The 22678-nt window shown below is 72.9% G+C and carries 20 protein-coding genes; 15 read left to right on the plus strand and 5 right to left on the minus strand.

Going from position 1 to position 22678, the window contains the following annotated elements:
• Positions 1-49: 49 nt before the first annotated feature.
• On the minus strand, positions 50-1075 hold the full coding sequence (locus ACWKZU_RS09955) for a Gfo/Idh/MocA family oxidoreductase (protein WP_449282167.1): 1026 nt from the start codon (positions 1073-1075) through the stop codon (positions 50-52).
• A 301-nt stretch (positions 1076-1376) separates the two neighbouring features.
• Positions 1377-2405, minus strand: coding sequence for a LacI family DNA-binding transcriptional regulator (locus tag ACWKZU_RS09960; RefSeq protein ID WP_449282168.1), 1029 nt, complete (start codon positions 2403-2405; stop codon positions 1377-1379).
• Positions 2406-2796: 391 nt separating this feature from the next.
• Between ACWKZU_RS09960 and ACWKZU_RS09965 the strand changes: the two genes are divergently transcribed.
• The 4 genes from ACWKZU_RS09965 to ACWKZU_RS09980 all read left to right on the plus strand — a co-directional run bounded on the left by ACWKZU_RS09965 (position 2797) and on the right by ACWKZU_RS09980 (position 8179).
• Complete coding sequence (locus tag ACWKZU_RS09965; RefSeq protein WP_449282169.1) at positions 2797-4269, plus strand: aldehyde dehydrogenase family protein; 1473 nt, start codon at positions 2797-2799, stop codon at positions 4267-4269.
• Positions 4270-4426: 157 nt separating this feature from the next.
• The gene (gene iolD / locus ACWKZU_RS09970) at positions 4427-6376 is read left to right on the plus strand and encodes a 3D-(3,5/4)-trihydroxycyclohexane-1,2-dione acylhydrolase (decyclizing) (protein WP_449282170.1); all 1950 of its coding nucleotides are present in this window, start codon (positions 4427-4429) and stop codon (positions 6374-6376) included.
• A gap of 77 nt (positions 6377-6453) precedes the next feature.
• Positions 6454-7245, plus strand: a complete 792-nt coding sequence (locus ACWKZU_RS09975) for an HpcH/HpaI aldolase family protein (RefSeq protein ID WP_449282171.1) — start codon at positions 6454-6456, stop codon at positions 7243-7245.
• Between the two features lie 34 nt (positions 7246-7279).
• Positions 7280-8179, plus strand: coding sequence for an NAD(P)-dependent oxidoreductase (locus ACWKZU_RS09980; RefSeq protein WP_449282172.1), 900 nt, complete (start codon positions 7280-7282; stop codon positions 8177-8179).
• A gap of 19 nt (positions 8180-8198) precedes the next feature.
• Here ACWKZU_RS09980 and ACWKZU_RS09985 read toward each other — a convergent pair whose 3' ends face one another.
• Positions 8199-8456, minus strand: coding sequence for a hypothetical protein (locus tag ACWKZU_RS09985; protein WP_449282173.1), 258 nt, complete (start codon positions 8454-8456; stop codon positions 8199-8201).
• A 51-nt stretch (positions 8457-8507) separates the two neighbouring features.
• On the opposite strand from ACWKZU_RS09985, the gene ACWKZU_RS09990 reads away from it, so the two are divergent.
• The 10 genes from ACWKZU_RS09990 to ACWKZU_RS10035 all read left to right on the plus strand — a co-directional run bounded on the left by ACWKZU_RS09990 (position 8508) and on the right by ACWKZU_RS10035 (position 18902).
• On the plus strand, positions 8508-8957 hold the full coding sequence (locus ACWKZU_RS09990; protein WP_449282174.1) for a MarR family winged helix-turn-helix transcriptional regulator: 450 nt from the start codon (positions 8508-8510) through the stop codon (positions 8955-8957).
• Between the two features lie 389 nt (positions 8958-9346).
• On the plus strand, positions 9347-10342 hold the full coding sequence (locus tag ACWKZU_RS09995; protein WP_449282175.1) for a substrate-binding domain-containing protein: 996 nt from the start codon (positions 9347-9349) through the stop codon (positions 10340-10342).
• 25 nt (positions 10343-10367) lie between these two features.
• Complete coding sequence (locus ACWKZU_RS10000; RefSeq protein ID WP_449282176.1) at positions 10368-11414, plus strand: ABC transporter permease; 1047 nt, start codon at positions 10368-10370, stop codon at positions 11412-11414.
• On the plus strand, positions 11411-12346 hold the full coding sequence (locus tag ACWKZU_RS10005; RefSeq protein WP_449282177.1) for an ATP-binding cassette domain-containing protein: 936 nt from the start codon (positions 11411-11413) through the stop codon (positions 12344-12346). Before ACWKZU_RS10000 ends, ACWKZU_RS10005 begins: the two co-directional genes overlap by 4 nt.
• Before the next feature lie 372 nt (positions 12347-12718).
• Entirely contained in the window at positions 12719-13942 is a 1224-nt protein-coding gene (locus tag ACWKZU_RS10010) for a Gfo/Idh/MocA family protein (RefSeq protein WP_449282178.1), read from the plus strand.
• A gap of 103 nt (positions 13943-14045) precedes the next feature.
• Positions 14046-14984, plus strand: coding sequence for a sugar phosphate isomerase/epimerase family protein (locus ACWKZU_RS10015; protein ID WP_449282179.1), 939 nt, complete (start codon positions 14046-14048; stop codon positions 14982-14984).
• Positions 14981-16009 (plus strand): Gfo/Idh/MocA family protein, encoded by a 1029-nt coding sequence (locus ACWKZU_RS10020; protein WP_449282180.1) that lies wholly within the window; start codon positions 14981-14983, stop codon positions 16007-16009. Before ACWKZU_RS10015 ends, ACWKZU_RS10020 begins: the two co-directional genes overlap by 4 nt.
• 10 nt (positions 16010-16019) lie before the next feature.
• Positions 16020-16805, plus strand: a complete 786-nt coding sequence (locus ACWKZU_RS10025; RefSeq protein WP_449282181.1) for an SDR family oxidoreductase — start codon at positions 16020-16022, stop codon at positions 16803-16805.
• Positions 16806-16884: 79 nt separating this feature from the next.
• Positions 16885-17880 carry a Gfo/Idh/MocA family protein gene (locus ACWKZU_RS10030; RefSeq protein ID WP_449282182.1) on the plus strand — a complete coding sequence of 332 codons (996 nt, stop codon included), beginning with the start codon at positions 16885-16887 and terminating at the stop codon, positions 17878-17880.
• Positions 17877-18902, plus strand: a complete 1026-nt coding sequence (locus tag ACWKZU_RS10035) for a Gfo/Idh/MocA family protein (protein ID WP_449282183.1) — start codon at positions 17877-17879, stop codon at positions 18900-18902. Before ACWKZU_RS10030 ends, ACWKZU_RS10035 begins: the two co-directional genes overlap by 4 nt.
• Here the strand turns inward: ACWKZU_RS10035 and ACWKZU_RS10040 are convergent.
• Entirely contained in the window at positions 18899-19966 is a 1068-nt protein-coding gene (locus tag ACWKZU_RS10040) for an inositol-3-phosphate synthase (RefSeq protein ID WP_449282184.1), read from the minus strand. The genes ACWKZU_RS10035 and ACWKZU_RS10040 overlap by 4 nt on opposite strands.
• Positions 19967-20238: 272 nt before the next feature.
• On the opposite strand from ACWKZU_RS10040, the gene ACWKZU_RS10045 reads away from it, so the two are divergent.
• Positions 20239-21084: an inositol monophosphatase family protein gene (locus ACWKZU_RS10045; RefSeq protein ID WP_449282185.1), complete on the plus strand. Its 846-nt coding sequence runs from the start codon at positions 20239-20241 to the stop codon at positions 21082-21084.
• A 94-nt stretch (positions 21085-21178) separates the two neighbouring features.
• On the opposite strand, the gene ACWKZU_RS10050 is transcribed toward ACWKZU_RS10045, so the two are convergent.
• Positions 21179-22615, minus strand: a complete 1437-nt coding sequence (locus tag ACWKZU_RS10050) for an amidase (protein WP_449282186.1) — start codon at positions 22613-22615, stop codon at positions 21179-21181.
• Positions 22616-22678: the final 63 nt, after the last annotated feature.

Raw genomic sequence — 22678 nt, forward strand, 5'->3', positions numbered from 1 at the left:
CCGAGGCCGACGCGCCGATCCCGGTGTTCTGCACCTGGGTGCTGCGCTGCTACGCCAGCGAGCCGTCGGCCGCCAGCGCGATCGGACGACGCTGCTGCACGGATTCGACGCAGGCGAGCGCGATGGCGAGCGCGGCTCGGGCATCCTCCCCGCGGGCTCCCATCACCTCGCCGCTGCGCACTGCGGCGGCGAACGAGACGAGCTCGTCGGTGTACGCCTGGTGGAAGAGCTCGATGTTCAGGCGCGCGGTGGCGCTCGCCTCGCCGGCGGCCGTGTAGTGCCGCGCGCTGGTCGCGCGCACGTCGCCCGCCGTGACCATGCCGTCCGAGCCGAAGACCTCGCCGCGCACGTCGTAGCCGTAGGCGGCCGAGAAGCTGGCCTCGGCCGTGGCGATCGCGCCGTTGTCGTAGCGGATCGTGACGACCGCGGTGTCGAGCAAGCCGGACTCCTTGAACTCCGGCGCCACCAGCGCGTCGGCCGCGGCGAAGACCTCGACGGGCTGCGCGGCGGCGTTGAACCAGTTGAGGGCGTCGAAGTCGTGGATGAGGGTCTCGAGGAAGATCGTCCAGGGCTTCACCGCGCCCGGGTTCGCGAGGCCGGGATCCCGGGTCAGGGATCGCATGAGCTGCGGCGTGCCGATGCCGCCGTCGGCCACGATCCCGCGCGCCGCCGCGAAGTCGCGGGCGAAGCGGCGGTTGAAACCGACCTGCAGGGGCACGCCGGCCGCGTTCGCAGCCGAGATCGCCCGGTCCGCGTCCGGGACGGTGAGGGCCATCGGCTTCTCGACGAAGACGGCCTTGCCGGCCTCCGCCGCGGCGACGACGAGATCGGCGTGCGTGCAGGCGGGGGAGGAGATGACGACGCCGTCGACGGCGGGATCGGCGATGAGCTCGGTCGCGTCGAGGAAGGCCTTCGCGACGCCGAGGGGTTCGGCGACGCGGGCCGCCGCGCCGGATTGCGGGTCTGCGACGGCCTCGAGGGTCGCGCCGGGGATGCGCTGCGCGATGGTCTCCGCGTGGAACGCGCCGATCCAGCCGGAGCCGATGAGGCCGAGGCGAACGGGGGTGGTACTCATGGGTGCTCCTTTGCGGGGTGAGGTCGGCGGATCCGTGCCGCAACAGAGACTAGCACGTGCTAGTGCATCGTGCGCGAGCGGTGTCCGAGTGCTGTCGCCCGGTGAGCCCGCCTCCGTGCCCCGGGCCGGCGCTGGTGCCGGGCCCGGGCCCAGGCCCGGACCCGGGTTCGAAACCGAGCCCGATTGCCGAGCCCGATGCTTTCAGCGCCGATGCTGCGTGCGGTTTCGGGCAATGGCTGCGGTTTCGAGAGATGGATGCCGTCCCGGCGTCGCCGATTGCAGGGGCCGGGGTCCGCGCAGACTAACCCGCGGGCGGCGCGGTGCTCCCGCGTACGGTGAGCGTGGGGGTGACGCGCCGCGGCACCGGGGCCGCGTCCGGATCGGCCAGGCGCCGCTCCAGGGTCTCGACCGCCGTCTCCGCCATGCGGTCGGGATCGGGGCGCACGCTCGTGAGCTCGACGAAGGGCAGCGCCGCGGCCGTGCTGTCGTCGAACCCGGCGATCGAGAGATCCTCGGGCACGCGGATCCCGCGCCGCACCAGGGTCTGCAGTGCGCCGATCGCGCAGTGGTCGTTGATGCAGACGAGAGCGGTCGGCCGGTCGGAGCCCCGCCCGAGCAGGGAGAGGGCCGCGCGGTGCCCGCCGGCTTCGGTGGGGTCGGACGACCGCACCTCCGGGTCGAGCCGGTGGCGGCGCATCGCATCGAGGTAGCCGGTCAGCCGCTCGGCGGCGTTGGGGCCGCTCCGCGGGCCGAGATACGCGATGCGTTCGTGCCCGAGTGCGACGAGGTGCTCCACCGCCAGGGCGATCCCGCGCTCGTTCTCGACGCGGACGCTGTCGTGCGGCTCCGAAGCCGTCGGGCCGCCGAGCAGCAGGGCCGGGATACCGGCGGGCAGACCCTCGAACAGCTCGGCTCCTCCCTCGGCGCCGAGCACGACGAGGGCCTCGATGCGCTGCCGCATGAGGGCGTCGAGCGCCTCCTGCTGCGACTGGGCAGCGCCGATCGCACCGAGCGCGAGCGTGTAGCCGCGGGCCGCGGCGTGCCGGTGCAGCGCGTCGACCAGGTCGACCTCGAAGGGCTGCCGCATGGTGAAGAGGACGCCGATCTGGCCGCTCCGTCTCCGCCGCAGCATGCGCGCCGAGTCATCGGGGTGGTAGCCGAGCTCTCGCGCTGCGGCGAGCACCCGCTCGCGCGACTCCTCGCTCGCACCGGGCGCCCCGCGCAGCACGATCGACACGAGCTGCCGCGACAGGCCGACGCGCTCGGCGACGTCGCGCATCGTGGGCCGTGCGGGGGGTTCCGGCCGGTCGCGCTCGTCTCGGGTGCTCACCCGACCATCGTGCCACGGCTTCGCGGGGGCGCGGCACCCGGCGAGCGGTCGCCTTCTGCGCGGGCGAGCCGCTCGAACGCGGTGCGGAAGCGGCGGCGCGCTCGAGCGGGATCCGGGCGGGGAGGCCGGTGGCGCGGGATCCGAGCGGGGACTCCGCGTCGTTTCGCACCGCCCGAGCGGGAAGCGGGAGTCGCGTTGCGCCGCTTCGCCCCTCGGATACCGGCCGAACGCGACTCCCGCTCGCGGAAGGCCGCGGACGCGGAGCGGGTCTGGGTGGGCATGCGGGGGCGCGACATCGATGGACGCGGGTCGCCGCGGACCGGGCTTGACGGGCACACGACTTCGTGCGTACAATTTGGACCGGTCCAAAATCAACGATGAAGGGGCGACGATGAGCGAGCAGGACACGCGGGGCGAGCGGGACGCGAGCGGACGCCGCAGCTACGGCCTGTTGATCGGCGGCGAGTGGCGCGAGGCCGCGGGCGGAGCGCGCGCCGAGGTGCGCTCGCCCTACGACGGCGCCGCCGTCGGGGAGGTCGCGGCGGCGACCCCCGCAGACGTCGACGCCGCCATCGCCGCGGCCGAGCGAGGCGCCGCTGCCTGGCGCCGCACCCCGGCCCACGAGCGCGCCGCGATCCTGCACCGCGCCGCCGATCTCGCCGACGCCCGCGCCGAGCAGATCGCCGCCACCATCTCCGCCGAGAATGGCAAGCCGCTCGCCGAGGCGCTCGGCGAGGCGCGCCGATCCGGAGCGATCATCCGCCTCTCCGCCCACGAGGGCAGCCAGCTCTACGGGGACAGCCTGCCCCTCGACGCGAACCCCGGTACGGGGCAGGACAAGGTCGGCTTCACGCTGCGCCGGCCTGTCGGGATCGTCGTCGCCATCACCCCGTTCAACTACCCCGCGTTGCTGGTGCTCCACAAGGTTGGCCCGGCCCTGGCCTCCGGCAACGCGGTCATCCTCAAACCGGCCGCGGCCACGCCGCTCACCGCGCTCGCCCTCGCGCAGCTCTTCGTCGAGGCCGGCGTGCCCGAGGGCGTCATCTCCGTCGTCACCGGCTCGGGCGCCGTGCTCGGCGACGCGCTCGTCCGCGACCCGCGCGTGCGCAAGATCTCCTTCACCGGTTCGACTGGCGTGGGCGAGCGGATCGCCGCGCTCGCCGGGGTCAAGAAGCTCTCGCTCGAGCTCGGCGCGTCGTCCCCGACGCTGATCCTGCCCGGCGCCGACATCGAGCGGGCCTCGTCGGCGGTCGCGGCCGGCGGCTACGTCAACGCCGGCCAGGTGTGCATCTCGGTGCAGCGCGTCATCGTGCACCGCGATGTCGAGGCCGACTTCCTCGACGCGCTGCTGCCGAAGGTGCGGACGATCCGCGCGGGCGATCCCCTCGCCGAGGGCACGACCCTCGGCCCCCTCATCACCGAGCGCGAGGCCGAGCGCGTCGCGCGGAGCATCGCGCGGGCGGTCGCCGACGGCTCCACGCTGCTCACCGGCGGCGAGCGCGACGGCGGCTTCGTGTCCCCGGCGATCGTCACCGGAGTCGACACCCGTCAGGCCCTCGCCCAGGAGGAGCTCTTCGGCCCCGCCGTCGCCGTGACCACCGTCGCCGACTTCGACGCCGCGCTCGACGCCGCCAACGGCACCCCCTACGGTCTCGCCGCCGGCGTCTTCGGCGGCACGCTCCCCGAGGGTGTGCGCGCCATGCGCGAGATCGACGCCGGCAGCGTGCACCTCGGCTGGACCCCGCTGTGGCGCGCCGACCTCATGCCCTACGGCGGGTTCAAGGCCAGCGGCTACGGCAAGGAGGGGGTGCGGTCGGCGGTGGAGGAGATGACGGAGGTGAAGACCGTCGTCATGCACGGGTAGTTCGGGATCTCCGGGCAACCGCTCAGCCGACCGCCGGGCTCACCCGCACAGTTCAACAGCCTTCAGAGAAATCAGGAGAGGGGCGCCGTGATTTCGGCTCGTCCCTCGCTCAATCACCGCTGAGAAGCATCAGCAGCAGCAAAGGAGCTCGAGAATCATGGTTCAGGGAACCTCGGGGCGGACCGTCCGCCTCACCGTCGCGCAGGCCATCGTGCGCTACGTCGCCGCCCAGCACTCGGTCGCCGACGGCGAGCGGCGCCGCTTCGTGCCGGCCGCGCTCGGCATCTTCGGGCACGGCAACGTCGCCGGTCTCGGCCAGGCGCTCGCCGAGCACGCGGATCGCCTGCCCTTCGTGCAGGGCCGCAACGAGCAGGCGCTCGGCCACATGGCCACCGGCTTCGCCAAGGCCTCCAAGCGCCGCCAGACCCTCGCCGTGACCGCCTCGATCGGCCCGGGCGCCACGAACCTCGTCACGGCCGCGGCGCTGGCCACCGTCAACCGGATCCCGCTGCTGCTCTTCCCGGGCGACACCTACGCGACCCGACGCCAGGGCCCCGTGCTCCAGCAGCTCGACCTGCCGGGCACCCCCGACGTCACGGCGAACGACACCTTCCGCCCGGTGGCGCGGTTCTTCGACCGCATCACCCGCCCCGAGCAGCTGCTCACCGCGCTGCCGCAGGCCTTCCGCGTGCTCGCGAACCCCGAGGAGACCGGCGCGGTCGTGGTCGCGCTGCCGCAGGACGTGCAGTCGCACGCCTTCGACTTCCCCGCCGAGTTCTTCGAGGAGCGCGACTGGGCGATCCGCCGTCGGGTGCCCGACGCGGCCGAGGTCGCGCAGCTGGCCGAGCTCATCAGGGGCGCCGAGCGCCCGCTCGTCATCGCGGGCGGCGGCGTCATCTACTCCGAGGCGCAGCGGGTCCTCACCGACCTCGGTGAGCAGACGCTGCTGCCGGTCGCCGAGACCTTCGCCGGCAAGGGCGCGATCGTCGAGGACGGCCCGTGGAGCGTCTTCGGCATCGGCCTGGAGGGATCGCCGACCACCAACCGTCTCGCCGAGCGCGCCGACCTGATCGTGCACGTCGGCACCCGCCTCACCGACTTCGCCACGGCGTCGCAGTCGCTCTTCGCGAATCCCGGCGTGCGCTTCGCCTCGATCAACGTCGTCGAGCACGACGCGGTGAAGCAGGGCGCCGCGGCGGTGCTCGCCGACGCGAGGCTGGCGCTCGCCGCGCTCGCCGCGGAGCTGGGCGACTACCGCCTCCCCGCCGCCTGGGCGGAGGAGGTCGCGGCCGGCCGCGCCGCCTGGCTGCCGGTGCGCGACGCCGCACTCGATCCCGGCACCCGCTTCCCGAAGGAGCAGCACCCCGAGCTGCCCGACACCGACGCCGTGCTCACCCAGGGGCAGCTCATCGGCCTCATGCAGCAGCACGCGCGCCCCGGCGACACGATCGTCGCGGCGGCGGGCGGCCCGCCCGGAGACCTGCAGAAGGTGTGGGATGCGACCGGCGGCCGCCACGCGCACCTCGAGTTCGGCTTCTCGTGCATGGGCTACGAGCTGCCCGCCGCGATGGGGGTGCGCGTGGCCGACCCCGATCCCTCGCACCGCGTGACCGCGTTCATCGGAGACGGCACCTTCGTGATGATGCCCACCGAGATCGTCACCGCGGCGCAGGAGGGCATCCCCTTCACCGTCGTCATCTCCGAGAACCACGGCTACCAGGTGATCCGCCGCCTGCAGATGTGGCGCACGGGCGAGCACTTCGGCAACGAGTTCCGCTACCGCGAGGGCGGGGGATCCCTCGCCGATGCCGATGCCGGGCGCCTCGAGGGCGACTACCTGCGCATCGACCTCGGTCGGATCGCCGCGGGCCTCGGGGCCGAGGTGCGGCGGGCCACGACCGCCGAAGAGGTGCGCGGGGCGCTCGACGAGACCCGCGGCGTGCGCGGCCCCGTCGTGATCGTCGTGCCCACGATCCCGCACGCCGACCTGCCCGCCTCCGAGGTCTGGTGGGACGTGTCGCCGGCCGAGGTGTGGGAGCGCGTCGACACCTCCGAGAAGCTCGCCGAGTACGGCGAGGGCCTCGCGACGCAGCGGTGGCACGGGTGAGCGGGGACGCGGCTCCGTCCATCGAGCCTGTCGAGATGAGCAGTGACCGCTCCCCTCGACGAGCTCGGGGAACGGTCATGGGCGGGCCCCTCGCCCCCGGCCGCGCGCTGCGGGAGCGGTTCCTCTCGGGCGAGCCCACGATCGGCACCTTCCTGGGCCTCGGGTCGGTGACCGCAGCCGAGGTCTGCGCGGCCGCCGGCCTCGACTGGGTGCTCGTCGACCTCGAGCACGGCGGAGGGGACGAGGACCAGGTGGGCGCGATCGTCGCCGCCGCCGGCGCCTACGGCACCGCGACCCTCGTGCGGGTGGAGCAGCCGGAGCGCATCCGCATCGGGCGCGCGCTCGACACCGGGGCGGCCGGGGTCATGCTCCCGCGCATCTCGAGCGCCGCCGAGGCCGCCGAGGCGCGCCGGCACCAGCTGTACCCGCCGCAGGGCGACCGCGGGGTGGCCAGCTACAACCGGGCCGCGCGCTGGACGCTCGACACCGCCGCGCTCGACCGCTCGAACGAGCAGGCGATCGGCATCGTGCAGATCGAGACCCGCGGCGCGGTCGACGAGCTCGAGGCGATCGCCGCGACCCCGGGCGCCGACGTGCTCTTCGTGGGGCCGCAGGACCTCAGCTACGCGCTCGGCGTTCCGCGGCGCTTCGACGACCCCGGCTTCCAGGCCGTGCTCGACCGGGTGGTCGAGGCCTGCCGCCGGCACGGCAAGGTCGCGGGCATCCTCGCGAACGACCGCGCGGCCATCGAGCGGTACCGGGATCGCGGCTTCGGCTTCCTGGCGCTCGGCTCCGATGCGACGCTGCTCGCCTCGACGGTGCGCGCCTCGATCCCCGATGGCCTGGGGGTGGACCGTGCCGCCGGCTGAGCGGCCGAGGGGAGGCGGAACCGCGGCCGCTCCCGTGGTGGTCGGGCTGGGCCCGGTCGATCCCGCCCTGGTGCGGCCCTACCTGCCCGAGCGCGCCCTCTTCGTGTCCGATCCCTCCGCGGGAGACCTCGCCGTGGCCGAGGGGGCGATCGTGCGGGCCGCCTTCGACGTGGACCGCGAGCTGCTGGCGCGTATGCCCGCGCTGCGGGTCGTGGCGCGCACGGGTGTGGGCGTGGAGCGCGTCGACGTGGCGGCCGCGACCGAGCGGGGCGTCGCCGTCGCGGTGACTCCCGGCAGCAACAGCCGCGCGGTGGCCGAGGGCGCCTTCGCGATGCTCTGCTCGCTGGTGAAGCGGGCGGGCGAGTCCCACGCCTTGGTGGCCGCGGGACGGTGGGGGGTCGATCCGATTCCGACTCCGGGGGACCTGCACGGCAGGACGCTCGCCGTGCTCGGCTTCGGGCGCATCGGGCGCCTCGTCGCCGGCTTCGGCGACGCGTTCGGTATGCGGGTCGTCGTGCACGACCCCTTCGTGCGGGCGGAGGCGTACGAGAACGCGAGCCTCGCGGAGGCGGTGCGCCTCGCCGACGCGATCACGCTGCACCTGCCGGGGGGCGGCGGCGAGCTGCTGCCCATCGAGCTGCTGCGCACGGCGCGACCGGGGCTCGTGCTCGTCAACTGCGCACGCGCCGACCTCGTGCGCACCGGGACGCTGCGCGCAGCGCTCGACGAGGGGGTGCTCGGCGGGGCGGGGATCGATGTGTTCGAGACAGAGCCGGTGCGGGATCACCCGCTCGCCGACGATCCGCGCGTGCTGCTGAGCCCGCACACGACCGGGCTCTCGGAGGGGGCGATGGCGGCCACCTTCCGCATGGCGGCGGAGGCCGTGTCCGAGGTGCTGGCGGGTCGCGCTCCCGCGTTCGTCGCCACCGTCTGATCTCCGCCGGTCGCGGCGCTCAGCCGTCGGTGCTCGGCGCGGGGCACTTCAGGTGGGTCGGCTTGCCGGGGCCGCCGCGGTCGATGCGGTGCTCGGTCATCGATGCGCCGCACACCGGGCAGCGCGGATCGGCCGGGGGCACGTAGGGCGGCTCGTTGGGGTCGCCGAGCTGCGCCGTTCCCTCGAATTGGTAGAAGAATCGCTGCATCGCGGCGTAGAAGCCGGGCACCCCGTCGTACGGGCTCTCGTGCCAGAGTCGTCGTTTTCGTTTGCGCACAAACGAAATGCTAACACACTCGTTAGTGCGCAAACGAGATAGGATCGAGAGATGGAACAGCTCCCCGACGACGCCCTCGAGCTCGACCGGCAGGTGTGCTTCGCGCTCGCCGTCGCCAGCCGGAGCGTGATCGGGATCTACCGGCCGATCCTTGAGCCGCTCGGCCTGACCCACCCGCAGTACCTCGTCATGCTCGCCCTGTGGGGCGACGCCCCGCTGCGCTTCGGCGAGATCGCCGACATGCTGCGCCTCGATCCCGCGACGCTCTCGCCGCTCATCAAGCGCCTCGAGCACTCGGGGCTCGTCGAGCGCGTCCCGGTGGAGGGCGACGAGCGCACCTTCTGCATCGTGCCCACCGAGGCCGGGCGGGCTCTGCGCGAGCGCGCGCTGTCGGTGCCGCCCGCGGTCGTCGAACGACTCGGCCTGCCCGTCGAGCGGCTCATGGCCCTGCGCGACGAGCTCACCGCCGTGATCGCGGCGATCGACGCGCCCCCCGCCTGACGGGCGTATCGCCGGGACGCCGCCCCGAGCGCGCCGTGCGTCAGTCGCCGTCGCGCTCCGCCTGGGCGAAGCGGGCGCGGCCCCGGGTCGGCGTCCGGCCAGCGGGGCGCCGCCCCGCGACCGCCGCCTCGGGGTCTCGGCGAGCGCCTGCGGCAGGAGGAACGAGCGGTGCGGGAGGGCCGGCGGCCTTGACAGGCGCGCGAGGCGCGTGTGATGATTTGGACCGGTCCAAGATTGCCGGCATGTTTCGCGGTGAGCCGGGACTGTTTCGGTGAGGTCGTTATCGAACCTTTACCGTAGGTGTCGCCTCGCGGCGAAAGTTACGGTACTGTAAAACCGAGCGCAAGCTTTGTAACGACATTAGTTCAATTACACGATGGAGTGAAGCAATGTTGAAGTCACGTAAGGGTCGTTGGGGCAAGCTCGGTCTTGCCGGTGTCGCAGCCACGGGCGCACTGCTGCTCGCCGCGTGCGGTTCTCCCGCGGGTGCCGGCGGCGGCGCAGCCGGCGGTGAAGAGGGCGGCGGCTCCGACCTCGAACCGCTGAAGGTCGCGCTCGTCACCCATGCCGCACCGGGCGACACCTTCTGGGACACGATCCGCGCAGGCGCGGAGGACGCTGCTGAGAAGAACAACGTCGATCTGCTCTACAGCTCGGATCCCGATGGCGCCCGCCAGGCGCAGCTGGTGCAGCAGGCGGTGGACCAGGGCGTCGACGGCATCGTCGTGACGCTGGCGAAGGCCGACGCGATGTCCGGCGAGGTCAAGAAGGCCGTCGAGGCCGGCATCCCGGTCTTCAGCATCAACGCGGGCGAGGAGCAGTTCAAGGAGATGGGCGTGCTCGCCCACTTCGGCCAGAACGAGTTCATCGCCGGTCAGGCCGCCGGTGAGCAGTTCAACGAGGCGGGGCTGAGCAAGGTCGTCTGCGTGATCCAGGAGCAGGGCCACGTGGGCCTCGAGTCCCGCTGCGAGGGTCTGGCCGACACGTTCAGCGGCTCTTCCGAGGTGCTGTACGTGCAGGGCACCGACATGACCAACGTCGCCTCGACCATCACCTCGAAGCTGCAGACCAACTCGGACATCGACGGTGTGCTCACGCTCGGCGCCCCCTTCGCGCTGACCGCTCAGGACGCCATCGCCGACGCCGGCTCGAGCGCCGTGCTCGCGACCACCGACCTCAACGCCGACGTCTACAACGCCATCAACGACGGGTCGATTCTCTTCGGCATCGACCAGCAGCCCTTCCTGCAGGGCTACTCCAGCGTCGAGGCGGTGCGCCTGTTCAACCAGGGGGGCTACGTGCTCGGCGGAGGCCAGGCCGTACTGACCGGCCCGGCCGTGGTCAACGCCGACAACGCCGACAGCGTCTCGGCGCAGTTCGAGTGATACAGGTCGTCCGAAAGACTGATTGATGTCTACAGCAACTGTCTCCAAGGCGGACGAGCGCCTGGCCTCCGGCAATCTCTTCACGAGGTTCTTCACCAAGCCGGAGGCCGGCGCCACCGCCGCGGCGCTCGTCCTCGCGATCATGTTCGCCGTGGTCGCACCCCAGTTCACCCGACCCGAGTCGATCGCCACGATCCTCTACGGCGCCTCGACCGTCGGCATCATGGCCGTCGGCGTCTCGCTCCTCATGATCGGCGGCGAGGTCGACCTCTCCGCCGGTGTCGGCGTGATCTTCTCGGCGCTGTCGGCGTCGCTGTTCCTGTACTGGTTCGGCGGCAACGTCTGGTTCGGGGTCATCATCGGGCTCGTCACCTCGCTGATACTCGGCTTCGTCAACGGCTGGCTGCTCACCAAGACGAAGCTCTCGAGCTTCATCATCACACTGGCGACGTTCTTCATGGTGACCGGCCTCAACCTCGGTGTCACGCGCGCGATCACGGGCGGCGTCGCCGCTCCCTCGATCGAGCGCTGGCCCGGCTTCGAGTCGGCCGCGGCCGTATTCGCCTCCGACATCCCGGTCTTCGGGGTGAAGGTGAAGATCACGGTGTTCTACTGGATCCTGCTCGTGATCATCGCGACCTGGATCCTGCAGCGCACGAAGACCGGCAACTGGATCTTCTCGAGCGGTGGCGCACCGGACGCGGCCCGCGCGGTCGGCGTGCCCGTGGTGTGGACCAAGATCGGTCTCTACATGGGCGTGAGCTTCTGCGCGTGGCTGCTGGGCATGCATCAGCTGTTCGCCTTCAAGACCGTGCAGTCGGGTGAGGGCATCGGCAACGAGTTCCTCTACATCATCGCCGCGGTGGTCGGCGGCTGCCTGATGACCGGCGGCTACGGCAGCGCGATCGGCGGCGCGATCGGTGCGCTCATCTACGGCATGGCGCTCAAGGGCGTCGTGTACGCGGAGTGGAACCCCGACTGGCTGAAGTTCTTCCTCGGAGCGATGCTCCTCGGTGCCACCGTGCTGAACTTCACGCTGCAGCGCCGCGCGGGCAAGGGAGGCAAGAAATGAACGCCACGGCAACCGCCGCTCCCGCGACCGGCCGGGTGCCGCTCGTCGAGCTGCGCGACGCGGGGAAGCGCTACGGCAACATCATCGCCCTGCGCGACGTGAGCCTCGAGGTGAGCCCCGGCGAGGTGACGTGCGTGCTCGGCGACAACGGCGCCGGCAAGTCGACGCTCATCAAGATCATCGCCGGCCTGCACCAGAACACGGAGGGCGCATACCTCGTCGAGGGCCAGGAGGTGCGGTTCAACTCGCCGCGCGAGGCCCTCAACCGGGGGATCGCGACGGTGTACCAGGACCTCGCCGTCGCACCGCTCATGCCGGTCTGGCGCAACTTCTTCCTGGGCTCCGAGGTCTCCAAGGGCTGGGGGCCGTTCCGGCGGCTCGACGTCGACTTCATGAAGGAGACGGCCAAGAGGGAGTTGCTCGACATGGGCATCGACCTGCGCGACGTGGATCAGCCCATCGGCACCCTCTCGGGCGGCGAGCGCCAGTGCGTGGCCATCGCCCGCGCCGTGTACTTCGGTGCGAAGGTGCTCATCCTCGACGAGCCGACCGCCGCCCTGGGCGTGAAGCAGTCGGGTGTGGTGCTGCGCTACATCATCCAGGCGCGGGATCGCGGACTCGGTGTGATCTTCATCACGCACAACCCGCACCACGCCTACCCGGTGGGCGATCGCTTCCTGCTGCTGAAGCGCGGGCAGAGCATCGGCTACCACGAGAAGTCGGAGATCACGCTCGAGGAGCTGACGGGTCTCATGGCCGGCGGCGCCGAGCTCGAGCAGCTGGTGCACGAGCTGCGCCAGGTCGGCACCAGCACCGATACGGTCCGGGTCATCCGCGATGAGATCGAGGGAGACGCGGCGGCCGGTGTCGGCCACGTGCCCGTCACCGAAGCCGTGAACATCCGGGACCTTCCGGAGTCGGACGGCAAGTAGTCGTCGCACGCCGAAGCGGAGTCGCATCCGGCTGCCCCCTCCGAGCGGAGGCAGCCGGATGCGACTCCGCGTTTCCGCGGGGTGGGCTCCGCGGGGTGGGCTCCGCGGGCGGCGATCGGCAGCGGAGCCCGTTACGGCGCTGCCGTGGGGCCGCTGCGCGAGCGCGCCGGTCGCGGGCGTCCGGCCGAGCGGGACGCCGTCCGCGCGCAGCACTGTCCAGAGCCCTGGCAGCACCGTCCCGCTCCCGCGCGTCATCCGCCTGCGTATTGACAGCGGGGGCGCCATGTCTTTACAATTTGGACCGGTCCATAACGAGTCCCGAACCGCGACGAAGCACGGTGCCCAGCACCCTCGACTGAGAGAAACACGATCATGCAGACGAACGAAGACGGCACCACGACGATCGGCGTCGGGCTCATCAGCGTGGGCTGGATGGGGCAGCTGCACAGCCGCGCCTATGCGAACCTGCGGTACGTCTACCCGGACCTCAAGATCGCGCCGCGCCTCGTGCACGCCGCCGATCCCGCGCCGGCCCGCGCCCGGGAGGCCGTCGAGGTGCTCGGTTACGAGCGCGCCTCGGCCGACTACCGCGAGGTGCTGAACGACCCCGAGGTCGACGTGGTCTCCATCTGCGCCCCCAACTTCCTGCACGCCGAGATCGGCATCGCGGCCGCGCAGGCCGGCAAGCACTTCTGGATCGAGAAGCCCGTCGGCCGCGGCGAGGACGAGACCCGATCGGTCGCCGAGGCGGCAGCCGAGGCCGGCGTCGTCACCTCGATCGGCTTCAACTACCGCCACGCCCCCGCCGTCGAGCAGCTCCGCGCGCTCGTGGCCGAAGGCGGGCTCGGCCGCATCACCAACGTGCGCGGCCAGATGTTCGCCGACTACTCCTCCGATCCGCGCGGGGCGCTGTCCTGGCGCTTCCTGCGCGGCCTCGCCGGCAACGGCGTGCTGGGGGACCTCATGGGCCACCTGGTCGACCTCGTGCAGTACACGCTCGGCCCCATCGCCGAGGTGAGCGCCCTCACCTCCACGGTCTACACGGAGCGCCCCGAGCTGCCGATGGGCACGGGCACGCACTTCGCCGTGATCGAGGACGGGGAGATGAAGCCCGTCGAGAACGAGGACTACGCCGCCATGCTCGTGCGCCTCTCGGGCGACGCGGTCGCCGCCGGCGCGGTGGGCACGCTCGAGGCCTCGCGCGTCGCCGTCGGGCCGCGGGCGAGCTACGGCATCGAGATCTACGGCACCGAGGGATCCGCCTACTGGGACTTCGAGCGCATGAACGAGCTGCACCTCTCCGGCGGCCTCGGCGCCGAGAACCAGGGGTACACCCGCATCATGGCTCATCCCGGCATGGGTGACTTCGGCCGCTTCCAGCCCGGGGCCGGCACCTCCATGGGCTACGACGACCTCAAGGTGATCGAGGCGAAGAAGTTCCTGCAGGGGGCGCTGGGGCGCGAGCACCTGAACTCGAACATCCAGGACGCGCTGTCGGCGGCCCAGGTGGTCACCGCGGCCGAGCGCTCGGCCGAGGCCCGCAGCTGGGAGACCAGTGCTCCGGTCGACGGCACGACCGCCGCCGTCCGCGCATAGCGCGACCCGGGCACGCCGAGGCCCTTCTCTCCCGGCGCCGTGCCCGACCCGCACCGACCGCACCCGCACCGACCGCACCGACCGCACCGACGAAGGAGTCCCCATGAACGCCCGCATCGCCTCCGCCCCCATCAGCTGGGGCGTCATAGAGGTCCCCGACTGGGGCCTGCAGCTCGACCGCGAGCGCGTGCTCTCGGAGATGGTCGGCCTCGGCATCGAAGCGACCGAGTTCGGCCCCGAGGGCTTCCTGCCCGACGCGCCCGCGGAGCGCGCCGAGGCGCTCGCCGCCGCCGGCCTGCGTGCGGTCGGCGGGTTCTTCCCGGTGGTGCTGCACCGCTCCGCAGAGCCCGGCGGCGACGGGGATCCGCTGCCCGCGATCGAGCGCGAGCTCGAGGCGTACGCAGCGGCGGGGGCCGGCACCATGGTGCTCTCCGCGGTGACGGGCGAGGACGGCTACGACGGGGCGGCCGAGCTGAGCGAGGCGGAGTGGGAGACGCTGCTCGAGAACCTCGACCGGGCGCTCGACGCCGCCGCCCGCGCGGGTGTCGTCGCGACGCTGCACCCGCACCTCGGCACCGCGGTCGAGACCCCCGAGGCGGTGGCGCGCGTGGTCGCGGGATCCCGCATCGGCCTCTGCCTCGACACCGGCCACTACACGCTCGGCGGCGGCGACCCGGTCGCCTTCGTGCGGCAGCACGCCGGCCGCATCGTGCACGCCCACCTCAAGGACGTGAGCCTCGACGTCGCGGCCCGCGTGCGCGCCGGCGAGATCGACTACCGCGAGGGCGTGCGCCGGGGCATGTACCAGGCGCTCGGCGCGGGCGACGCCCGCATCGGCGAGATCGTCGCCGTGCTGCGCGACTCCGGGTACGACGGCTGGTACGTGCTGGAGCAGGACACCGTGGTGGAGAGCGAGGACGACGCGGTGCGGGCCCTCGAGAACGCTCGCCGCAGCGTGGCCTTCATCCGGGCGGCCGTCGGGGTCGGCTCGGCGAGCGCTGCACCCGTCGGCGCCGAGGACATCGAGGCGGTCGTGGCATGAGCGAGCCGTTGCGCATCGGCCTGCTGGGGGCGTCGAGGATCGCCGAGCTCGCGATCACCGAGGCGACGCGGGAGACCGGCGACCTCCGGGCCGCGGTGGCGGCGCGGGATCCCGAACGCGCCCGCGCCTATGCCGAGGCGCACGGCTATGCGGGGGTCCACGAGAGCTACGAGGCGCTCGTCGCCGACGACTCGCTCGACCTGATCTACATCGGCCTGCCCAACGGCCTGCACGCCGAGTGGACGGTGCGGGCGCTCGACGCCGGCCGCTCGGTGCTCGTGGAGAAGCCCTTCGCCGCGAACCTCGCGGAGTTCGATCGGGTCGCGGAGCGGCTCGGATCCGCGCGGGGCTGGGCCTGGGAGGCCTTCCACTACGCCGACCATCCCGCCGTGCACCGGCTCATCGAGCTCGTGCGCTCCGGCGAGGTCGGCGAGATCCGCGAGGTCGACGTGCGCATGGAGATGCCGGCGCCCTCCGCGAGCGACCCGCGCTGGAGCTTCGACCTCGCGGGCGGCGCCATGATGGACCTCGGCTGCTACGCGCTGCACGGCCTGCTGCTGCTCGGCGACGCCGTCGGTGCGCCGCTCGAGCTGCGCTCGGCCCGCATCGAGCCGTCCGCGGGCGACCCGCGCGTGGACGCCGCCGCTGCAGCGCGGCTGGCGCTCGGGGACGTCCCGGTCGCGATGCGCACGAGCATGACGAGTGCGGACTGGGACTTCGGCCTGCGGGTCGTCGGGAGTCTGGGCGAGGTGCTCCTGCCCAACTTCGTGAAGCCGCAGGAGGACGACCGGCTGATCGTGCGGACGACCACCGGCGCGGGCGTCGAGGAGCGCGAGGAGCGCACCGGCGCCGTGTCTTCGTACGTCTACCAGCTGCGGCGCGTCCGCGACGCGGTGCGTCGCGGTGACCGCTCGACCGATGCGCTCGAGCGGTCCCGCCGCACGATGGCGCTGATCGACGAGGTGTACGCCGCGGGCGGTCTGCCGCTGCGGCCCGGACGCCTCGCGCACGACGACGAGCGGTGAGGAGCGCGACATGCAGCAGTTGATGGCGGGCAGGATCCTGCTCGTGACCGGCGGAACCCAGGGCCTCGGGCTCGCGATCGCCGAGGCGGCGGCCCGCGAGGGCGCGGCCGGCATCGCGATCGTGGGGCGCAGCGGCGAGAAGGCCGAGCGGGCCGCGGCGGCGATCCGCGATCGCGGCGCCGAGGCGCTGGCGATCGTCGCCGACCTGGCGGCGCCGGGGGAGGCCGAGCGTGCGGTGGCCGAGACGATCGAGCGCTTCGGCCGCGTCGACAGCCTGGTGAACGCGGCGGGGGCGACGAGCCGCGGCACCCTGCTCGACACCACCCGCGAGCTGCTCGACGAGCACCTCGCGGTCAATCTCGTCGCGCCGTTCATGACGATGCAGGCGGCGGTCGCCGACATGCGCCGCCGCGGCGAGCCCGGCACGATCCTCAACATCATCTCGATGTCGATGCACGGCGGCCAGCCGTACCTCGCCCCCTACACGGCCTCGAAGGCCGGCCTCGCGGGCCTCACCCGCAACGTCGCCTTCGCCCACCGCTTCGACCGGATCCGGATCAACGGCCTCAACATCGGCTGGACCGCGACGCCCGGCGAGGCCACCACTCAGCGCACCTTCCACGACGCCGGCGACGACTGGCTCGAGCGGGCCGCCGCGGCGCAGCCGATGGGCAAGCTCGGGCAGCCGGACGAGATCGCCGACGCGGTGGTCTTCCTGCTGAGCGAGCGCAGCGGGGTGGTCACCGGATCGGTCATCGACTGGGACCAGAACGTGCCCGGCGCCTACGACCAGTAGCGCCGGCGGACCGGCGATGCCGGCGGACCCGCGCCCGGACATTCCCCCAGACACAGACACGGCTCATGAAGGAGCAGCAATGAGGATCGGCATCATCGGCACCGGCGTCATGGGAGCGTTCCACGCGCAGCTCCTGTATGCGGAGGTCTCGGGCGCGACGGTCACCGCCGTCGCGGATCCCGACCCGGAGCGCGCGGGAGCCGCGGCAGCGGCCGTCGGAGCCGCCGCGTTCCGCGACCCGCTGGAGCTCATCGCGCACCCCGAGGTCGACGCGGTGCTCATCGCCTCGCCCGACATCCTGCACGCCGAGCAGACCCTCGCCTGCATCGCGGCGGGCAGGCCGACCCTCTGCGAGAAGCCCCTGTCGTACTCCGTCGAGGAGGCGGAGCGCGTCGTCGCCGCGCACCGCGCCGCCGTCGGCGACGGGATCCCGCTCGTGCACCAGGGTTTCATGCGCCGCTTCGATCCCGGCTACGTCGAGCAGAAGCGCGTCGTCGCCTCGGCCGTGCACGGCCGCCCCGTCATGGTGCACTCGACCGGCCGCGGCGTGGCCTCGGGGCCCGGTGCCACCGACGAGTCGGTCGTCTTCAACTCCGCGATCCACGACCTCGACCTCGTTCCCTGGCTGCTCGGGGCGCCCGTCACCGAGGTGAGCTGGCACTCGCCCGCGGCGCCGAGCGGCACGGCCGGCGGGCTGCGGGATCCCTTCCTGCTGCTGCTCCGCACCGCCGACGGGGCGCTCTCGACCGTCGAGGTCTTCCTCAACGCCCGGTACGGCTACGACATGCGCTGCGAGGTCGTCTGCGAGACGGGCGCCGTGGCGATCACCGAGCCGCACCGGGTCTCCGTCTCCGCGGCGCTCGCCACGAGCACGGCGGTGCCCGAGGACTTCCGGCCGCGCTTCGCCGAGGCCTACCGGCTCGAGCTGCAGGAGTGGGTGACGGCGCTGCGCGAGGGCCGCGCGCCGACCCTCGCCACGGTCGAGGACGGCGCTGCGGCCACTCGGGTCGCCGCCGCCGCGGTGGCCTCGATGCGCGCGGGCGGCGCGTTCGTGAGCGTGGAGGCGGTCCGATGAGCGGCCGCATCCTGCCCTCGCCCGTCGTCCCCGACCCGCTGTCCGGCCCCTCGCTGCGCTGGGCGATCCTCGGCACGGGATGGATCGCGGCGCGCTTCGTCGAGGCGCTGCAGCGGTACACCGCGCAGCGGGTCGTCGCCGTGGGATCCCGCACCGCCGCCCGCGCCGAGGAGTTCGCGGCGCAGCACGGGATCGAGCGGGCCTGCGGCTCGTACGAGGAGCTCGTGGCCGCCGACGCCGACGTCGTCTACGTGGCCACCGGGCATCTCGACCACTTCGCGCACGCGAGGCTCGCGCTCGAGGCGGGCAGGCCCGTACTCGTCGAGAAGCCCCTGACGCCGGGCCTGGCGGAGGCCCGCGCCCTCGTCGAGCTGGCCCGCGCGAGGGGGCTCTTCGCGATGGAGGCCGTCTGGTCGCTCGCGCTGCCGCGCTACTCCGTCGTGCGGCAGGTGGTGGAGCAGGGGATGCTGGGCGAGGTGGTCGAGGTGCACGCGAACCTCGGCGAGCGGCTGGTGGATCACCACCGCGCCATGGATCCCGCGCAGGGCGGCGGCGCGATGAACGACATCGGCACCTACGTCATGATGTTCGCGAACGAGATGCTGCCCGGTCTCCGCGTGCTCGCCGCGCGCGGGCAGCGGCACGCGGGCCACGGCTCGATCGGCCAGTTCCACGCGCTGCTCGGCGATGAGGCGGGCCGCCAGGCCACGGTCAGCGCCTCCATGCTCGCGGACACGCCGACGACGGCCTACGTCGCCGGCACCGCGGCCACCCTCCGGCTCGAGGCGCCGTTCTACCAGCCCGGGCCGGTCGTGGTGCGCTTCCACGACGGCGAGGAGCTGCGCTACGACGAGCCCGCGCTCGCCCACACCCAGCTCTTCTGGGAGGCCCTCGAGGTGGCCCGGTGCATCGACGGGGGCCTCGCCGAGTCGCCGCTGCGCCCGCTCGATCGGACGCTCGCCTGCATCTCGCTCATGCAGCAGGCCCGCGAGCTGATGGGGGATCCGCTGCCGGCGGCCTAGTCGTCCGAGAGGAACGCCTCGAGCTCCTCGCGGGCGATGTGGTCGGCCTTCTGCACCGGGGGCGACTTCATGAAGTAGGCCGAGGCCGCCTCCACGGGGCCCGCGTGGCCGAGATCCTTCGCGACCTTCGCGCAGCGGATCGCGTCGATCATGGTGCCCGCCGAGTTGGGCGAGTCCCACACCTCGAGCTTGTACTCGAGGCTCATGGGCACGTCGCCGAAGCCGCGGCCCTCGAGGCGCACGAACGCGAACTTGCGGTCGGTCAGCCACGGCACGTGGTCGCTCGGGCCGACGTGCACGTCCTCCTCGGGCAGATCGACCTCGATGTTGGAGGTCACGGCCTGCGTCTTCGAGATCTTCTTCGACTTCAGGCGGCTGCGCTCGAGCATGTTCTTGAAGTCCATGTTGCCGCCGACGTTGAGCTGGTAGGTGTGGTCGAGAGCGATGCCGCGGCTCTCCATGAGGTGCGCGAGCACGCGGTGGGTGATGGTCGCGCCGACCTGGCTCTTGATGTCGTCGCCGACGATCGGCAGGCCCGCCTCCACGAACCTGGCCGCCCACTCGGGGTCGCTCGCGATGAACACGGGGATCGCGTTGACGAAGGCGACGCCCGCCTCGAGCGCGGCCTGCGCGTAGAACTTCGCGGCCTGCTCGCTGCCGACCGGCAGGTAGCAGGCGAGCACCTCGGCTCCCGAGTCGCGCAGCGCCTGCACGACGTCGACCGGCTCCGCGGGGGACTCCTCGACCTCGTCGCGGTAGTACTCGCCCAGCCCGTCGAGGGTGGGGCCGCGCTGCACGGTCACGCCGATCTCGGGCACCTCCGAGAACTTGATGGTGTTGTTGCGACCGGCCCAGATCGCCTCGCTCAGGTCCGTGCCGACCTTGTCGGCGTCGACGTCGAATGCCGCGACGAACTCCAGATCGGAGACGTGGTAGCCGCCGAGCCGCACGTGCATGAGCCCGGGCACCTGTTCGTCGTCGGCCGCGTCGCGATAGTACTCGACGCCCTGCACGAGCGAGCTCACGCAATTCCCGACGCCCGCGAGGGCCACCTTCACTGTCATCGCACCACACTTCCTTCGACGCTCGGCCCGATGGGGGCCTGTTCCGCAGCGGCTGCTCCGTCGGCGACGCCGGTCGAGCGCGCGAAGCGAGTCGAAACCATGCACTCGTGATCTCGGCTCGGCTCCGCCTCGCGCGATCGGCGGGGGATCCGCTCGGTCGACCGGCGGGGTCGGCGCCGATCGATGCAGCCTCTACGACCTTACATGGCTCGAGCTTTGTAACCTGGTATCTGCGCGCCGAGCCGGTCGGCGGCGGACGAGAGCGAGGCGCGATGAACTCCCACGAGCTGCACCGCATCACGGAGGTCGCGACCCGCGCGGCGCGCGAGGCGGGTGGGATCGCGCTGCGCGGGTTCCGCGATCCCGGCCTGCGGGTCGACGTGAAGACCGACATGCACGATCTCGTGACCGAGTACGATCGGGCCTGCGAGCGGCGCATCCGCGACGTGATCCTGGCGGCGTACCCCGACTCGACGATCGTGGGTGAGGAGGAGGGCGCGAGCGCCGGTCCGGGCCCGCTCACCTGGTACATCGATCCGATCGACGGGACGGCCAACTTCGCCCGCGGCATCGCGATGTGGGCGGTGAGCGTCGGCGTCGCGCTCGACGGGGATCTCGTGGCGGGGGTCGTCTACGACCCGGTGGCCGACCAGCTGTTCTGGGCCGACGATCGCGGGGCGTTCCTCGGAGACGAGCCGCTGCGCAGCCGCGGGTCCGCCGAGCCGGGCCGCGCGACCGTGGCGCTCAACTTCCCGCTGGCGCGCGATCTGGTGCACCTCCCCGAGCTGGCCCTCGAGCAGTTCGCCGAGGTCACGCGGCAGTTCGCGCAGGTGCGCGGGCTCGGCAGCACCTGCATCGCCCTGTGCTGGGTGGCGGCGGGGTGGATCGACGTCACGATCTCCTTCGAGACCCACCCGTGGGACGTCGCCGCCGGATCCCTCATCGTGCGCCGGGCGGGCGGACGCTATCTGAGCTACCGGGACGGCGCGGTGCTGCCGGAGCGGCGCGACCATCTCGGCCCCCACTACTACGCGGCGGTCGCGGAGGGGGAATTCGAGACCCTGCACGAGATCATGCGCACCCAGAGCCGGAGGCCGCTCCCGCGGAGCGCGGCCTGATCCGGCGGGCGAATCCTCTCCCGAGCCGCCGTGCGCGGGCCGGAGGCGCCCGGGAGCGTCCGGTCGCGCGAGGGCGCTGACCGCCGCGGGCGGGTCAGCGGACCGTCAGCTGCGCGGCGAGCTGCAGCAGCCGCGCCTCCGAGCCCGGCCGGCCGATCAGCTGCGCGCCCATGGAGAGGGCGCCGGGGCCGGCGGGGTTCGGCACCTCGAGGATCGGGATCGCGACCGCGGGCAGTCCCGACACGTTGACCATCGAGGTGTAGGCCGCCCACTCGCACTGCAGCCGGTAGTCGTCGTCGGGCGCGAGTTCGAGGAATGCGCCCACCCGCGGCGGCAGCATCGCGAGGCCCGGCGTGAGCACGACGTCGTAGGCGCCCCACTGCGTGCGCAGGTCGGCCGCGATCTCCTGCAGGATCGCTCCCGCCTCCAGGTGCGCGGCCCGCGGCCGGGCCAGCGCCCGCTCGCGGAAGAGCCGGGTGTACGGGATCAGCTCCTCCTCCGCCCCCTCGGCGAGCTCCAGCAGCGACAGACCCGCCATCCAGCCGGTGCCGAAGGCCTCGGGATAGCGCGGGTCGTAGCGCAGTCGCGCCTCCTCGACCCGGTGCCCGGCGGCCGCGAGCCGCTCGGCCGCCGTCTGCCAGGCGAGCCGGGCCTCGGGCGAGAGCGGCACGGGATGGGCGGCTTCGAAGGGGGACGCGGCGCTCACTCCGATGCGCAGCCCCCGCAGCTCGCCGGCCGTGCGCACGGCTCGGAGCGCGCGCCCCGGCCTCCCCGCCATCGCGTCGAAGAGCAGGGCCGCATCCTCGGCGGTGCGGGCGATGGGGCCGGACACCGGCATCCGCGGGGCCCCGAAGTCGTCCACGGGGCCGTGCTCCAGGTCGGTGGGCACGGCTCCGAGTCCGGGCTTCAGGCCGATGAGGCCGCAGGCGAGGCTCGGGATCCGGATCGATCCGCCGCCGTCGCTGCCCGGTGCGACCGGCAGCAGACCCGCCGCGACCGCCGCTGCGCTGCCGCCCGAGGACCCGCCCGCGGTGCGCCCGGGATCGAGCGGGTTGCGGGCGGGGGGAGCGATGAGGTTCTCGGAGTAGGCGTTGAGCCCGAGCTCGGGCACCTGCGTCTTGCCGAGCGAGATCGTGCCCGCCGCGCGCAGCACCGCGACGCCGGGGTGGTCCCGCTCGGCGACCGTGTGCGGCAGGGCGGCGGTGCCCAGGGTGGTGGGCGCGCCGGTCACATCCACCAGGTCCTTGTGGGCGATGGGCAGGCCGTGCAGGGGCGGGAGTCCGGCGCGCTCCTCCGCGGTCAGCGCCGCGAATCGGGCGTCGGCGGCGTCGGCCTCGGCGAGCGCCTGCTCGGCGGTCACCTCGATGAAGGCTCCGAGGTCGGCGCGCTCGGCGATCCGGGCCAGGAAGTGCTCGGCGGCCTCGCGCGCCGACACCTCGCCCGCGCGCAGCGCATCGCGCAGCGCGACGGCCGTCGCGGGGAGATCGCGCTCTGGGGAACCGCTCGCGTCGGTTTCGGGGGATCGGCTCATGCCTCGAGCCTACGCCCACGGCCGCGCCGCGCGACCTCCCCCCCCCCCCCCCCCCCCCCCCCC

The organism is Leucobacter sp. (assembly GCF_053528595.1).